At 52.3% G+C, this 15,172-nt stretch carries 15 protein-coding genes, 8 tRNA genes and 1 rRNA gene; all 24 read left to right on the top strand.

What is annotated here, in order from left to right; all coding sequences use genetic code 11:
- Positions 1–126, top strand: a 23S ribosomal RNA gene (locus tag OIN60_RS22540); the annotation flags it as partial.
- A 134-nt stretch (positions 127–260) separates the two neighbouring features.
- Positions 261–349, top strand: a tRNA-Ser gene (locus OIN60_RS22535).
- Between the two features lie 19 nt (positions 350–368).
- Positions 369–445, top strand: a tRNA-Met gene (locus OIN60_RS22530).
- A 10-nt stretch (positions 446–455) separates the two neighbouring features.
- Positions 456–531, top strand: a tRNA-Val gene (locus tag OIN60_RS22525).
- Positions 532–536: 5 nt separating this feature from the next.
- Positions 537–612: transfer RNA gene (locus OIN60_RS22520), tRNA-Thr, on the top strand.
- Between the two features lie 14 nt (positions 613–626).
- Positions 627–703 (top strand) — tRNA-Asp (locus OIN60_RS22515).
- A 125-nt stretch (positions 704–828) separates the two neighbouring features.
- A tRNA-Phe gene (locus OIN60_RS22510) sits at positions 829–901 on the top strand.
- 8 nt (positions 902–909) lie between these two features.
- A tRNA-Tyr gene (locus OIN60_RS22505) sits at positions 910–995 on the top strand.
- Positions 996–1,002: 7 nt separating this feature from the next.
- Positions 1,003–1,075 (top strand) — tRNA-Lys (locus OIN60_RS22500).
- A gap of 88 nt (positions 1,076–1,163) precedes the next feature.
- A complete protein-coding gene (locus OIN60_RS22495; RefSeq protein ID WP_305757104.1) occupies positions 1,164–2,330 on the top strand; it encodes a PucR family transcriptional regulator in 1,167 nt (388 codons plus the stop codon).
- Between the two features lie 103 nt (positions 2,331–2,433).
- On the top strand, positions 2,434–3,558 hold the full coding sequence (locus OIN60_RS22490; RefSeq protein WP_305757103.1) for an ABC transporter ATP-binding protein: 1,125 nt from the start codon (positions 2,434–2,436) through the stop codon (positions 3,556–3,558).
- 203 nt (positions 3,559–3,761) lie between these two features.
- On the top strand, positions 3,762–4,700 hold the full coding sequence (gene hprK, locus OIN60_RS22485) for an HPr(Ser) kinase/phosphatase (protein ID WP_305757102.1): 939 nt from the start codon (positions 3,762–3,764) through the stop codon (positions 4,698–4,700).
- Positions 4,701–4,736: 36 nt separating this feature from the next.
- Positions 4,737–5,783 (top strand): prolipoprotein diacylglyceryl transferase, encoded by a 1,047-nt coding sequence (gene lgt / locus OIN60_RS22480; RefSeq protein WP_305757101.1) that lies wholly within the window; start codon positions 4,737–4,739, stop codon positions 5,781–5,783.
- Positions 5,784–5,785: 2 nt separating this feature from the next.
- Positions 5,786–6,439, top strand: a complete 654-nt coding sequence (ppaX, locus tag OIN60_RS22475) for a pyrophosphatase PpaX (RefSeq protein WP_305757100.1) — start codon at positions 5,786–5,788, stop codon at positions 6,437–6,439.
- Positions 6,436–6,921, top strand: a complete 486-nt coding sequence (locus OIN60_RS22470; RefSeq protein WP_305757099.1) for an acyltransferase — start codon at positions 6,436–6,438, stop codon at positions 6,919–6,921. The genes ppaX and OIN60_RS22470 overlap by 4 nt, the downstream gene beginning before the upstream one ends.
- A gap of 173 nt (positions 6,922–7,094) precedes the next feature.
- Positions 7,095–8,291 (top strand): acyltransferase, encoded by a 1,197-nt coding sequence (locus tag OIN60_RS22465; protein ID WP_305757098.1) that lies wholly within the window; start codon positions 7,095–7,097, stop codon positions 8,289–8,291.
- 199 nt (positions 8,292–8,490) lie between these two features.
- Entirely contained in the window at positions 8,491–9,678 is a 1,188-nt protein-coding gene (locus tag OIN60_RS22460) for an ATP phosphoribosyltransferase regulatory subunit (RefSeq protein ID WP_305757097.1), read from the top strand.
- Between the two features lie 22 nt (positions 9,679–9,700).
- Positions 9,701–10,360 (top strand): ATP phosphoribosyltransferase, encoded by a 660-nt coding sequence (hisG, locus tag OIN60_RS22455; protein ID WP_305757096.1) that lies wholly within the window; start codon positions 9,701–9,703, stop codon positions 10,358–10,360.
- On the top strand, positions 10,357–11,649 hold the full coding sequence (gene hisD / locus OIN60_RS22450) for a histidinol dehydrogenase (protein ID WP_305757095.1): 1,293 nt from the start codon (positions 10,357–10,359) through the stop codon (positions 11,647–11,649). Before hisG ends, hisD begins: the two co-directional genes overlap by 4 nt.
- Before the next feature lie 3 nt (positions 11,650–11,652).
- Entirely contained in the window at positions 11,653–12,261 is a 609-nt protein-coding gene (gene hisB / locus OIN60_RS22445) for an imidazoleglycerol-phosphate dehydratase HisB (RefSeq protein ID WP_305757094.1), read from the top strand.
- A gap of 3 nt (positions 12,262–12,264) precedes the next feature.
- Positions 12,265–12,909, top strand: coding sequence for an imidazole glycerol phosphate synthase subunit HisH (hisH, locus tag OIN60_RS22440; RefSeq protein ID WP_305757093.1), 645 nt, complete (start codon positions 12,265–12,267; stop codon positions 12,907–12,909).
- Positions 12,910–12,941: 32 nt separating this feature from the next.
- The gene (gene hisA / locus OIN60_RS22435; protein ID WP_305757092.1) at positions 12,942–13,679 is read left to right on the top strand and encodes a 1-(5-phosphoribosyl)-5-[(5-phosphoribosylamino)methylideneamino]imidazole-4-carboxamide isomerase; all 738 of its coding nucleotides are present in this window, start codon (positions 12,942–12,944) and stop codon (positions 13,677–13,679) included.
- A 26-nt stretch (positions 13,680–13,705) separates the two neighbouring features.
- Positions 13,706–14,464, top strand: a complete 759-nt coding sequence (hisF, locus tag OIN60_RS22430) for an imidazole glycerol phosphate synthase subunit HisF (protein ID WP_305757091.1) — start codon at positions 13,706–13,708, stop codon at positions 14,462–14,464.
- Entirely contained in the window at positions 14,461–15,156 is a 696-nt protein-coding gene (gene hisIE / locus OIN60_RS22425) for a bifunctional phosphoribosyl-AMP cyclohydrolase/phosphoribosyl-ATP diphosphatase HisIE (RefSeq protein ID WP_305757090.1), read from the top strand. The genes hisF and hisIE overlap by 4 nt, the downstream gene beginning before the upstream one ends.
- Positions 15,157–15,172 lie beyond the last annotated feature (16 nt).

Genomic DNA, 15,172 nt, shown 5'->3' with positions numbered 1-15,172 from the left:
GCCCCCCTCAAGATGAGATTTCCCAGTATGTAAGACCCCTTGAAGACGACGAGGTAGATAGGCTGGGGGTGGAAGTGCAGCAATGCATGGAGCTGACCAGTACTAATCGGTCGAGGGCTTATCCTAATGATGAAGACGCAATGAACGTTTCGGATCCAGTTTTCAGGGTGTAACAGCCTTGAGCGCTATGAAATTCATACGCGCCATACGTGGTGTGCCGAATTTCTCGCGGGTCGCATTTGCGAAGCAAGTGCTTATTTGGAGAGATACCCAAGTGGCTATAAGGGGACCCTCTGCTAAGGGGTTAGACTGCGTAAGCGGTGCGAGGGTTCGAATCCCTCTCTCTCCGTAGAGTTTCATATGATTATGGCGGTGTAGCTCAGCTGGCTAGAGCGTACGGTTCATACCCGTGAGGTCGGGGGTTCGATCCCCTCCGCCGCTACCATACATACCCAGGAGGCTTAGCTCAGCTGGGAGAGCATCTGCCTTACAAGCAGAGGGTCGGGGGTTCGATCCCCTCAGCCTCCACCATATATGCCGGTGTAGCTCAATTGGTAGAGCAACTGACTTGTAATCAGTAGGTTGGGGGTTCAAGTCCTCTCGCCGGCACCATTTCAAGTGAATGTGGAACCGTGGTGTAGAGGCCTAACATGCCTGCCTGTCACGCAGGAGATCGCGGGTTCGAATCCCGTCGGTTCCGCCATTTAACTTATGCTTTAAGGGATGAGAGTTTAATCAAGACTCGTCGGTTCTACCATTTAACTTTTGTATTATTACAGCGGTAAAGTGGTAAGGGATAGCCCTGCACACTTTATTTTTTTTGTTTATGGCTCGGTAGCTCAGTCGGTAGAGCAGAGGACTGAAAATCCTCGTGTCGGCGGTTCGATTCCGTCCCGAGCCACTTTATATGGAGGCTTAGCGAAGTGGCCAAACGCAGCAGACTGTAAATCTGTTCTCTTACGAGTTCGGTGGTTCGAATCCATCAGCCTCCACCAGTTTTAAGAGCCATTAGCTCAGTTGGTAGAGCACCTGACTTTTAATCAGGGTGTCGAAGGTTCGAGTCCTTCATGGCTCATCCTAAAAGTCATCAACTACGGTTGATGGCTTTTTTCGCATATTCAGCTATATTGGAGTAGCATGTCTACTGAAGTATACGAATTGCGATGAAACTTTCGAGCTACATTAATAAACTGAAGAGCGGTGATGAAGTGAAATCTGCCGAGTCTATACAGCAGCAGCTTCAGCAAATTATGGGGGTTCCCATTGGCAAAGTTTCTTTAACGGATAACGTGGATCCGACACTGTCGGACTTGCTAGAGAAGGGGAAATCGGACAGTGGCTTAGCCTCCAAAGCCTTTTTATATGATAAGCTAGTGTTTTTTCCATATTATAATGGTCCAGAAGACAAGGTGGCTTTTACGGTGGAGGAGCACCAAATTACGCCTAGAGAACGGCAATTAATTGAAGCGTTGCTGGCTGGTTTGCAGACTGGGTCCGTACAGACACATGAAAGCACAATGAGTGAAGAGGAACGCATGAGCCGGTTCGGGCGCTGGCTGCTTCAGCAGAGCACAGATGAGAGTGAACTGCCTCCCGAGGCTCTGAAGCTGTCAGAAGCCCTGGTTAACCGAATGGTTCCGCTCCTGCTTCAGGGAGATGGTTCACATCAGGCTTGGGATACCTCCTACTCTCAGATGAACAAGCTCTTGGATACCTATTTGGGAGGAGATGTGCTGTTGGTACCGTTGGAACAGAAGGAATGGCTCATTCTGGCTAACGAGAATTTGGTGTTGGGGGGGGAAGACGAGCGGGACAAAGATCTTTCCGAGCCTATTGAAGAAGTGCTGACCGCTTTCGCACTAGGTCTGTATGAGCTGATCGCCAGTGAATGGGGCGGCGTATTCCATGTATCCGTGGCTAAGCCGCTTCTGCCAACGAAGGGTCTTCCGGGAACATTGTCGTTGCTGCGGGAGACGCTGCACCTGGGTAAGCTGTTCCATGTATCCGAGCATATTCATCTCCCATGGGAGCTAAGGTTGGAAAGGCTGCTCTACAGCATTCCGGATGAGCAGAGACGAGGTTTTATTCAGCAGGCGGGTGTTGGTTCAGGTCTGTTTGGGGATACGGAAACCTTAAGCACGCTGGACACCTTTTTTCAATTGGATTGCAACGTCAGCGAAACGGCCAAAAGGCTGTATATTCACCGCAATACGCTGATTTACCGGTTGGATAAAATCAAGCAGGAAAGCGGGCTGGATGTCCGGACGTTTAATGATGCTGTATTGGTGCGCCTTATCTTGTTATTGTACAAAGTAACAAAAAGCAAATAGTTTTTTTGTGCAGTTTGTGGATAGCCACCCATAACATGATCGGGGTAATATAAGATTAAGAAATGTATTCGATTTCATAATTCGATTCAGGGAGGCAAAAGCCATGGCAGGTGTACGTTTAGAGCATATTTTCAAAAAGTATCCGGGTGCTGACAAAGCAACCGTTATTGATGTTAACCTCGACATTCAGGATAAAGAGTTTCTGGTATTGGTAGGTCCGTCCGGCTGCGGTAAATCAACAACACTTCGCATGATTGCAGGTCTGGAGGAAATCTCCGACGGCAAGCTGTATATCGGTGATCGTGTTGTGAACGATGTGGCTCCGAAAGACCGTGACATCGCGATGGTGTTCCAATCCTATGCCCTTTACCCACACATGAACGTATACCAAAACATGGCTTTTGGTTTGAAGCTCCGTAAGGTGAAGAAGGATGAAATCGACAAACGTGTACGGGAAGCAGCAAAAATTTTGGACATTGAGCATTTGCTTGACCGCAAGCCGAAAGCGCTGTCCGGTGGTCAGCGTCAGCGTGTGGCCTTGGGACGTGCGATTGTACGTGACCCGCAAGTATTCTTGATGGATGAGCCGCTCTCCAACCTCGATGCGAAGCTGCGCGGACAAATGCGTGCAGAAATTACTAAGCTGGCCAAACGTCTGGAGACTACTGTTATTTACGTAACGCATGACCAGGTTGAGGCTATGACGATGGGCGACCGCATCGTAGTTATGAAAGACGGTATTATTCAGCAGGCTGCATCCCCGGATGAGCTGTACAACCGTCCGGTAAACCTGTTTGTTGCGGGCTTTATCGGTTCTCCTACGATGAACTTTATTACCGGCAAGCTTTCCGAGAAAGATGGCGGTACGTATTTTACAGCTCCTAATATGGAACTGCTTGTGCCTGAAGGTAAAGCGCAACTGCTGAAAGGGAAAGGTTACAACAATAAAGAAGTCATTCTGGGCGTTCGTCCAGAGGACATTCATGAGGAGCCGGTATTCCTGGAGGCTTCTCCGAAAACGATCTTTACATCTAATGTGGATGTAACCGAAAACCTGGGCCATGAAATGCTGCTTTATCTGAGCGGTGCTGGCAACGACACGGTTATCGCCCGTGTAGACGGACGCTCAAATACACGTGAAGGCTCTTCAGCCAAGATGGCGATTGACATGAACAAAGCTCATATCTTTGATAAAGAATCCGAATTGAACGTTCTGATTGCAGAGTAATCTTTTGCAGAAGAACCAGTGAACCGTCTGTCCTGAGTGACAGGCGGTTTTTGGTGTTTTTGGAACCGCTACGACAATTGTCAGAGCATTGCAATCAGCTACAAATTCCTTTACGATGGGGATACGTACATTAAATTTCGTTACACATGAACAGATTTCCGTATGGACACACTGGATGAGGCTGAAAGGAAGAAAATAAAACAATGCCGAAAAAAGTTAAAGTATCCGAGCTTGTACAGCAGTTCCACTTAGAGGTTATATCGGGAGAGCAGGGACTTCGCAGAGCCATTACGGTAGATGACCTGAATCGGCCCGGCCTGGAGATGGCGGGCTATTTTGAATATCATCCGCAGGAACGGGTTCAGTTGCTCGGCAGAACAGAGCTTGCCTTTGTTTCTATGCTGCCCGCTGAAGACCGACGGGATCGGATGGACCGGTTATGCACGGAGCAGACGCCTTGTATTGTAATCACCCGTGGGCTTGATGTGCCGCAGGAGCTTATCGATATCAGCTCCGAGCGCAATATTCCCGTGGTGCGCAGCAGCATGGCTACTACTATTTTATCCAGCCGCATTACGGGCTTTCTGGAACGCAAGCTGGCACCCACCGCGACCATTCATGGCGTGCTGTGTGATGTATATGGTGTGGGTATGCTGATTACTGGCGGCAGCGGCATCGGCAAGAGTGAAACCGCGCTGGAACTGGTGAAACGCGGTCACCGCCTTGTTGCGGATGATGCGGTGGAAATCCGGCAGACCTCTGATTTTCAACTGCACGGCACTGCGCCGGAGCTGATCCGGCATCTGCTTGAAATCCGCGGAGTAGGTATTATTAATGTTATGACTCTGTTCGGAGCTGGTGCAATTCGCAATAACAAGAGAATTACGCTGGTCGTGCGGCTGGAAGCATGGCAACAGGATAAACAATACGACCGCCTGGGACTCGATGAAGAGACAACGCGCATCATTGATACGGATGTTCCACTCGTAACTATTCCGGTACGACCGGGACGAAACCTTGCTGTCATTATCGAAGTGGCGGCCATGAATTACCGTCTGAAGCAGATGGGCTACAATGCAGCACTTCAGTTTACGAATAAGCTAACCGCCACCATTTCCGAGGATATGGATGATATGGACTAAAAGCGCAAAGGGTAAAACAAGGAGTGATTAAAGGATATGGCAACTTTGCTGATCGACCCGATTGCGTTTGCGATCGGGCCCCTGCGGGTACACTGGTACGGAATCATTCTCGGATTGGCGGCGCTTGTCGGGCTGATGGTGGCAATTCGTGAGGGTAAACGTTACGGAATATCCCAGGAGTTTTTTATGGATATGCTTCTGCTCGGGGTTCCGTCTGCGATTATTGGTGCCCGGATTTATTATGTTGCCTTCAAATGGGAGGACTACCGGGACAACCTTTGGGATGTATTCAAAATATGGAACGGCGGCATCGCGATCTATGGCGCCTTGATCGGCGCGATCATCTGCGGGGTCATTTATTTCCGCTATAAAGGCTATAATTTCTGGCGCATTGCCGATATTTGCGCTCCGGGTCTTCTGATTGGACAAATGATTGGACGATGGGGAAACTTCGTCAATCAGGAAGCCTACGGCGGACCTGTCGAGGAATCGTTCCTGCGTTCGCAGTTGAACCTTCCTGACTTCATTGTGAACCAGATGAATGTGAACGGCGTATATCACCACCCGACCTTTTTATATGAGTCCTTGTGGAGTTTAGCGGGCGTTATTTTGCTGCTTATCCTCCGCAGACGGCCGTTCCTCCGTGCAGGTGAACTGTTTGCTTCTTACTTCATATGGTACTCGATTGGTCGTTTTTTCATAGAGCGGCTGAGAACGGACAGTCTGGCCTTCCAAGGACCGGAATGGCTGGTTTCATTCATGAATGCCCTCTGGTCTCCGATGGTATGGCTCGGATTCGAACCAGGATACCTGGATCCGGCTTACGGGGATGTGCGTATCTCCCAGCTGCTGGCTGTTGGCCTGATTATAGCCGCGATTATACTTATTGCCGTACGGCGTAAGACGAAACAGGCACAAGAACGATACAGCGATCCGATTGTATCCAGCAAGTCTACGGCAGATCAGGTGCCGGATACGGGAGCAGAGGAGAAGGGACAGCTTCAGGAGGAACGTGCCATCCAGCCAGAGAATACACCGGAGCAGCCTGAAATTCCGATTGCAGACCAGCATAAGAAGGAGTAGTTATGATCAATACCATTTTGTTCGATTTGGACGGCACGATTATAGATACGAATGAGCTGATTATCAGTTCATTTCTCCATATTATGAAGGACAAAACAGCGCAGCCGCTGACAAGGGAATTGATCATTCCGCACATGGGCGGAACGTTGGAGAACCAACTGCGCGCCTTTACAGGGTTGTCAGAAGTGGGCGAGTTTGTTAAGGGTTATCGCGCCTACAATACCATTCATCATGATGACAGGGTGAGGCCGTTTCCGAATGTTCTTGAGGTTGTTAAGACGCTGCATGAACAGGGAATTAAGCTTGGGGTAGTGACCACCAAAATCAGGCCTACAACGATCCGTGTGCTGGAAATGTTCGATCTGATCTCGTATATGGAAAGCATCGTGACGGTAGATGATGTGGAGCATCCCAAGCCGCATGCTGAACCTGTACTGAAGGCTGTTCAGGAGCTGAACGCGGATCCTGCCCATACGCTGATGGTGGGGGACAGCTCGTTTGATATTTTGGCGGCTCAAGCAGCCGGGGTGCGATCCGCAGGAGTGGTGTGGTCCTTGAAAGGGGAAGAAACACTGCGCGGCTATAATCCGGATTTTATGCTGAGCGATATGACCGACCTGCTGGAGCTCGTCAGTCAAGGCACGGAAGCCAAGTGAGAAACGTGGAACGGTACCCTGTAGAGGGTCACAACGCTTTATGGCAGATCTATAAAACCGTGAGTCCATGGAAGGGTATTAAAAATTTCATTTGCATTCAGCTTGCACGTTATTGTCCGGTGCTGCCTCTGAAGAACTGGATTTATCGCCGTCTGCTTGGCATGAAGGTCGGGGAGCATACCTCTTTTGGACTGATGGTGATGGTTGACGTGTTTTTTCCGGAAAAAATATCGATCGGCCGCAATACGGTTATTGGCTACAATACGACTATTCTTGCGCATGAATATTTGATCAAGGAATACCGGCTCGGTCAGGTGATCATCGGAGATGAGGTGCTGATCGGGGCAAATACGACGATTTTGCCCGGGATTACGATAGGAGACGGGGCGGTGGTCGCCGCCGGCTCGGTGGTGCATAAAAATGTTCCTCCCGGCGCCTTTGTAGGCGGTAATCCGCTGCGGGAGCTGGGCGGGACTAAATAACTATTTTTCCCATTCGATTTAGCTGGCCTAAAAGCCCGAGACCCTAGTGGTTTCGGGCTTTTATGTGCAAGCGACAGCGGGCAGGAAATTGGGGTAACTAGTGGTATCCGTTGAAATGAACTACATAATCCGGTATCGTTGAATGGTCAGTTAACTACAAAGGGGGAGTGGCCATGGTGGCGCGGCAGAAGGAAAGGTTGCCGCAGCTTGACATTTTCCGGGCTATTGCTATTCTTGGTGTTCTTCATGTGCATGCCACATCATACGCTGCCGGTGTTCAGGCCTTGGATTCGCCTTATTATTTTATACTGAATTTTGCAAACATTTTTTTCAAGTATGGAACACCGTCGTTTATTTTTCTTAGCAGCTTTGTGCTGTTCTACAACTATTACGACAGGCCGTTGAATCGGGAACTGGTAAGCCGTTTTTATGGAAAGAGACTGGGCTACATTTTGCTGCCCTATGTGGTTATCTCAATTGGGTATTTTGTGGTGTCCCAACAGGTCAACGGTTTGCTGGGGCAGCCGCTGATGGAGCAATTGACCAGCTTTGTGGGTAAGCTGCTGACAGGCTCGGTCTACACCCATTTATATTTTGTGTTTATCAGTGTGCAATTTTACATCCTGTTTCCGTTTATACTGAAGCTGCTGCAGTCTTCACGTTTTGTGGTGCGCTGGGCGATCCCGATCGGGCTTGCGCTGCAATGGATTTTTATTTTCTTGAATAAATATGAATGGCAGATTCCGAATAAAGGAAGTTACGCTATTTCGTATCTGGCTTATTATATGATGGGAGCTTTTGTCGCTTTGCATTTCGATAAGTTCAGAGGCTGGTTGAAGTCGTCGTGGAGGAAAATGTCTGCCGATCAGAAAAGATGGACCTTTCTCTTATGGGGCTACTGGCTGATCGTATCGTTGTTTCATGTGACACTCTGGTATTATGGCCGGCATGATGACATTTGGGTCAATTCGTTATGGTATGAGCTGCTGTGGAATGTGCATACGATGCTGTCGTCGCTGGTGCTGCTGCAGGCCGCATTCCGCCTGTACGATCAGGCGTCACAGCGCGTGGTAACTTTCCTGATCAGGCTTGGAGAGGCCTCCTTTGCGATCTATCTGGTGCATCCGCTGATTTTGGCCATATACCGTCGCTTCCGTTATTATATTCCCATCGACTCCTTCACCTATGTGGTCTGGATTTGGGGCGGGCTGCTTGCGGCGCTGTTCATGACCTGGTTCATCGTCGTTTGCGCCTTCAGATATGTTCCGTTTGTGAGATTCTTTCTGGGAAGTGTGCCGAAATCATATCTGGCTGTGGGGAAAATCAAACAAAGGCATGTTACGGGCCTGACCCAAAAGGCTGATGTGTGACAGATGGGGTTGGCAAAATGGCTGTACGGGTAATCCTATACCCGCATGGCTTTTTTTGTTATATGGTCGTAAAGTGCCTGGGCAAGGGTAGTTTGACGGGCGCCTGGGCGGCGTGTTAATATATTATGCATACTTTAGTTTGTTAGCACTTTACCATAATAAAGAGTATGATAATCAAGCTATCGGGGTGAAATGATATATGTCCAAACCGAAAGGTTTTGAAAAGCCGGTCGGCGTCAGGGATTACCTGCCGCGTGCGGTCAGCAAGCTGCGTGCCATTGAGCGCAACGTACTGGAATGCATGGAACGTTGGGGGTACCGGCAAATTATGACCCCCACGATGGAATATTACGATACGGTCGGGGTGGCCAGCTCCACCTCGGATCAGAAGCTTTTTAAGCTCCTTAACAACCGGGGCACGACACTCGTGCTGCGGGGGGATATGACGGCGCCAATCGCACGGGTCGTATCTTCTTTGTTGAAGGAAGAGGTATTGCCGCTGAGATTGTCCTACCACGCCAACGTGTTTCGCGCTATTGAGGAAGAAGCGGGCAGGGAGGCGGAATTTTTTCAAACAGGACTTGAGCTGGTCGGGGATGATTCGCCTGAAGCAGATGCTGAGGTGGTGGCCTTGGCGATTGCCTCGCTGCAGGCTGCGGGGGTACGTTCTTTCAAGATTGCAATGGGCCATGTAGGGTTCCTGAACGGACTGTTTGAGGAGATCATTCCGGGCCGAGCAAAAGAGCAGGAGGAGCTGAAGGAGCTGCTGCTGAAGAGGGACGTGGTTGGTTACCGGGCGGCTATAGGCGGGCTGGATATTAGCCGGGATCACTTGAGCAAGCTGGAATCGATATTAAGACTGCGCGGTGGCAAGGAAATCTGCGAGCAGGCCGAGGCGCTCAGTATGGAGCCGCAGGCATTGTCCTCCATTTCCCACCTGTGCAAGGTGTGGGAGGTGCTGGAAGCCTACGGTGTGGCTGAGCATGTGCTGATTGATTTGACGATGATCGGGGATTTCTCCTATTATACGGGCATGACTTTTGAAGGTTATGCAGGTGAAATCGGTTCGCCTGTGTGCAGCGGAGGGCGGTACGATAATCTTCTTCAGCAGTTCGGACGCGCCGTTCCCGCCACAGGCTTCGCACTGAAGACGAACCGGATCGTGGATGGCATCGAAGGCATTCAGACGCCTGTTAAGCTTCCTGTTTTGATCAGGTATGACGAATCAGGACGTAAGGAAGCCTTTCAAAAAGCGGCCGAGCTTCGCTCGGCAGGAAATACCGTGGTTACCCGGCTTATTGGAGGCAGGGAGCCTTCTGGTGGAGAACCAATGTACGAAGCCGTTTACACATACAAATCGGGCGCGACGGCTCCCGGCATTCTGTAACAGGATAGAGGAGGATCTCGTCATGACAGACAGGCTGAAGGTGGCGATGCCCAAAGGGCGTATCTATAAGCAGGCATCCAAATTGCTGCGCGAAGCGGGTGTGCCGATCCCGCCCGATGTGGATGACACGCGCAAGCTGGTCATTCCCTTGCCGGAGCTGGGCATGGAATTTATTATGGCCAAACCCGTCGATGTCCCAACCTATGTGGAATACGGGGCGGCGGATATCGGTATTGTGGGTAAGGATGTGCTGCTGGAAGAGAGCAAGGATGTGTATGAACTGCTGGATCTTGAGATTGCCCGCTGCCGCATGTCTGTGATCGGACTGCCGGATTGGCAGCCGGGGATTCATCAGCGCGTGGCGACGAAGTATCCGCGTGTAGCGTCCCAATACTTCAGGGAGCAGGGCCAGCAGGTTGAGGTGATCAAGCTGAACGGATCGATAGAGCTGGCTCCGCTGATCGGTCTTGCGGACCGTATCGTGGATATGGTCGAGACCGGACAGACGCTGCGGGAGAATGGACTGATCGAGCAGACCCGTATTTTGGATATTACAAGCAGGCTGATTGCTAACCGGGTCAGCTACCGTATGAAAAACACGGCGATTCAGGAGCTGTGTGACCGGCTTCAGCATGTCATTCCGGGCAAGGCCGTTCAGCAGCAGGGAGGGAGCAGAGCATGAAAATTGTATCCGCGCGTGATTTCCGGCTTCAGCGAGAGGTTGATTACGGAACCGCAGAACAGAATCAGGCCGTTAAAGATATTATTCGCGGTATACGAACCGAGGGTGACACTGCGCTGCTTCGTTATACGGAAGCCTTCGATAGGGTGAAACTGTCGCCACAGGATTTGCGCATTACCCCGGATGAGCTGCAGGCGGCTTATAGTCAGGTTGAGCCGTCCTTTCTGGAGGCGATTCGCGCTGCAGCGGTCAATATCCGGGAATTTCATATGAAGCAAAGACGCGCTTCCTGGATGGATCTGCAGGAGGATGGAAGTGTGCTTGGCCAGATCATCCGCCCGCTTCAACGTGTCGGTGTATATGTTCCTGGCGGTAAAGCCGCTTATCCTTCCTCGGTGCTGATGAATGTCATCCCAGCCCAGGTTGCTGGCGTTCCTGAGATCGTCATGGTTACTCCGCCAGCAACGGGCGGCAAGGCCGGAATCGACCCCTATACCCTTGTGGCTGCGGCCGAAGCGGGGGTAACGGAGGCCTACCGGATCGGCGGTGCACAAGCGATTGCGGCATTGGCCTACGGGACGGAGACCATCAAGCCGGTCGATAAAGTATGCGGTCCGGGCAATATTTATGTGGCACTCGCCAAGAAAGAGGTATATGGCGTTGTCGATATTGACAGCATCGCGGGCCCAAGCGAAATTGTCGTGCTCGCGGACGACACGGCCAATCCGGCTTATGTGGCGGCCGACCTGCTTTCCCAGGCGGAGCATGACGAAATGGCTTCAGCCATACTGATTACTCCTTCGCGCCCTCTGGCGGAGGCTGCAGCCGAGGAGGTACGGAAGCAGCTTGCCGAATTGCCGCGCAGGGAGATTGCGTCGGCCTCCATCGAACAGTATGGAGCCATTATTGTGACGGAAACGCTGGAGGAGGGCATTGAGGTCGTCAATCGGCTCGCTCCAGAGCATCTGGAGCTGATGGTGGAGAATCCGATGGCTTATGCGGGTCTGGTTGAAAATGCGGGCGCCATCTTCCTGGGGGCGTACAGCTCGGAGCCGGTAGGTGATTATTTTGCCGGACCGAATCATATCATCCCGACGAACGGTACAGCGAGATTCTCTTCGCCGGTGGATGTGGACGATTTTATTAAGAAATCCAGCATGATTTATTACAGCAAGGAGGCCCTTTTCAAAAATGGCGCGGCGATCATGGAGCTGGCCCGTCATGAAGGCCTGGAAGGTCATGCGCGGGCGATCGAGGTCAGGCTGAAAAACGAGGGAGAGGCGGAATAAGGGATGAACAACAGAGATCACGGACAGGCACGCTCGGCGGAGGTCAGCCGCAGGACGAACGAAACAGACATCCAGCTTGCATTTGCGGTGGACGGAACAGGGAAGTCGGAGATCGAAACGGATGTGCCTTTTCTGAATCATATGCTCGACCTGTTCGCCAAGCACGGCCAATTCGACCTGAAGGTGGACGCCAAAGGAGATATCGAGATCGATGATCATCACACCGTGGAGGATATCGGTATCTGTCTGGGACAGACGCTGCTGCAAGCCTTGGGCGACAAAAAAGGCATCAAACGGTACGCCAGCGTCTTTGTGCCCATGGATGAAGCGTTGGCGCAGGTCGTCATTGACCTGAGCAACCGTCCGCATTTTGAATACCGTGCACAGTATCCTTCCCAGCAGGTGGGCAGCTTCTCGACCGAGCTGGTGCATGAATTTCTGTGGAAGCTCGCGCTGGAAGGACGGATGACGCTGCATGTCATCGTTCATTACGGTCAGAACACCCACCATATGATCGAGGCGATATTCAAAGCGCTCGGCCGCGCCCTTGACGAGGCGACTAGCATTGATCCTCGTGTGACAGGAGTGCCTTCTACGAAAGGGGTGCTGTAATTCATGGCGATTGCGATTGTGGATTACGGCAGGGGTAATCTGCACAGTGTCAGCAAGGCGGTGGAGCGTCTCGGATATGAGGCGCTGGTCACGAGTGATGAGCGTGAAATCCGGAGCGCTGACGGTGTGATCCTGCCAGGTGTCGGCGCCTTCGGTGATGCGATGGAGCATCTGCGGCGCGGCGGTCTTGACCATGTCGTCAAGGACGCGGCAGCCGCAGGGCAGCCGCTGCTGGGCGTATGTCTCGGCATGCAGCTACTATTCACGATCGGAGAGGAATATGGCGAGCATGAAGGGCTCGATATTCTACAGGGAGCCGTCGTTCGCTTCCCTTCCGCTGCGGGCTTGAAGGTGCCACACATGGGCTGGAACCGGCTCTTTTTCTCACAGGAGGATCATCCGCTGTTCGCGGGACTCGAAGAGGGTCATGTCTATTTTGTCCATTCTTATCACGCCAAGACGGAACAGGCCTCCGATCTGCTGGCGGTAACGGATTACGGCGGTCCGGTCACGGCGATTGTCGGTAGAGGTCCGGTATTTGGCATGCAGTTTCACCCCGAGAAGAGCGGCCAATTGGGCATGAAGCTGCTTGGCAATTTTCTGGCATTGACGGGGGCTGTACGGATACAAGAAGAGCAGAACTCATAATACCGCTTATTACAGCATATAAGGAGGCAATCATGTTTACGATCTATCCTGCCATTGATATACGGGACGGTAAGTGTGTGCGGCTGATCCAGGGAGATTACAACCGTGAAACGGTCTATAACGATAACCCGCTTGAAGTTGCGCGTGAATGGGAGCGGCTTGGTGGAGCCTACATCCACTTGGTGGATCTGGATGGTGCCAAGGCCGGGCATCCGGTCAACGATAAGCTTATTGGGGAAATTGCTGCAGCGGTCGGAGTTCCTGTCCAAGTGGGCGGCGGCTTGCGCACACGCAGCGATGTGGAACGGCTGCTGTCCCTGGGGGTAAGCCGCGTCATCCTTGGTACAGCCGCGATCGAGGACCGGGCATTCACGGAAGAGGTGCTCGGGGCGTACGGAGACTGTGTTGCGATCGGGCTGGATGCCCGCAATGGGTATGTGGCGACCAGGGGTTGGCTGGAAACCTCGGAGGTGAAAGCAGAAGAGCTCGCGCTTGAGCTCGCCGCTAAGGGGGCGGAAACCTTCATTTTCACGGATATATCGAGGGACGGCATGATGCAGGGGCCAAATGTGGAGGCGATCCGTTCCCTTGCAAAAACGAGTGGCCGCACGGTCATTGCATCAGGAGGAGTCAGCGTGATGGATGACCTGCTGAAGCTGTCTGCTCATGCGCAGGAAGGCATCGGCGGGGCGATTGTGGGCAAGGCGCTGTATACAGGCAGCATCAACCTGCAGGAGGCGGTTAGCGTCATAGCGGCGGCAGCCCGTTAATTTGAACAGGGAGGGGTGGCTCAGCGATGCTGGCGAAACGGATTATACCGTGTCTGGACGTGAAGGATGGACGGGTGGTTAAAGGTGTGAATTTTGTGAATCTGCGCGATGCGGGCGATCCTGTGGAGCTGGCTGCTCTGTATGATCGTGAAGGCGCCGACGAGATTGTGTTTCTGGATATCTCGGCGTCCGTCGAAGGCCGGGCGACCATGGAAGAGGTCGTTCGTCAAACCGCCGGAGAGATTACGATTCCGTTCACGGTGGGTGGAGGAATCTCCCGTGTGGATGATATGAAACGGATTTTGCGGGCAGGTGCCGACAAGATTGGCATGAACACGGCGGCTGTCCTCAATCCGCAGTTGATTACGGACGGGGCGCGCAGCTTCGGCTCCCAATGCGTCGTTGTAGCCATTGACGCAAAATATAACAAGGCGTGGGGCGAGTGGGAAGTGTACACCCACGGCGGCAGAACTCCTTCCGGTATCCGCGCGCTGGCCTGGGCCAAGGATGCGGAGCGGCTGGGGGCCGGAGAGATTTTGCTCACCAGTATGGATGCGGACGGAACGAAGGACGGTTTTGATCTGCAGCTTACCTCCGCCATTGTAGATGTGGTCGGCATCCCGGTTATCGCATCCGGTGGAGCGGGGCGGAAGGAGCATTTCTATGATGTGTTTACCGAAGGGAAAGCGGATGCGGGCCTGGCTGCAACCATCTTTCATTACAAAGAAATCGCGATTCCTGAATTGAAGCGTGATTTGAAGGACAGAGGAGTGGAGATACGATGAGTGACGAGATACAGCAGGAGCTTTCGCTGGAGCAGCTTCTTGAAAATATCCGTTGGGACAGCTTGGGGCTGGTGCCGGCAATTGTGCAGCATGCGGCCACGGGACAGGTGCTGACGCTGGCTTATATGAATGAGGAATCGCTAAAGCGGTCTCTGGCAACCGGACAAACCTGGTTCTGGTCCCGCTCCAGACAGGAGCTGTGGAACAAGGGGGCCACTTCCGGCAATACGCAGCAGATCGTTCGGATGAGCCTGGATTGTGACGGAGACAGTCTGGTAGTTCAGGTGAATCCGCAGGGACCTGCCTGCCATACGGGAGAAGAGACTTGCTTTTACCGTGATATTGCTGTTGGTACCGATCAGGCGCTGAAAAAGGCGGCAGACTCTCACAACGGGCGGTTCGCGGTGCTGGCGGAGCTGGAGGCGGTGATCGCAGAGCGTGAGCGGACCCGTCCGGAGGGAGCATATACGACGTATCTGTTTGACAAGGGCGTTGATAAAATTCTGAAAAAAGTTGGGGAAGAGGCTTCCGAAACCATTATTGCCGCCAAAAATAAAGATAATGATGAGCTGCGGCTTGAGGTCAGCGATCTGATCTACCATCTGCTGGTGCTGCTGCAGGAGCGGAAGCTGCCGCTTGACGACATCATGGCCGAGCTAAGCCGTAGGCATGAACGGCCGCGCAGGGATTAGTGGCAGGTTTTCCATC

The organism is Paenibacillus zeirhizosphaerae, from assembly GCF_030705605.1.
Taxonomy (GTDB): Bacteria; Bacillota; Bacilli; order Paenibacillales; family Paenibacillaceae; genus Paenibacillus; species Paenibacillus zeirhizosphaerae.
This window is presented reverse-complemented; position numbering and strand designations above follow the sequence as displayed.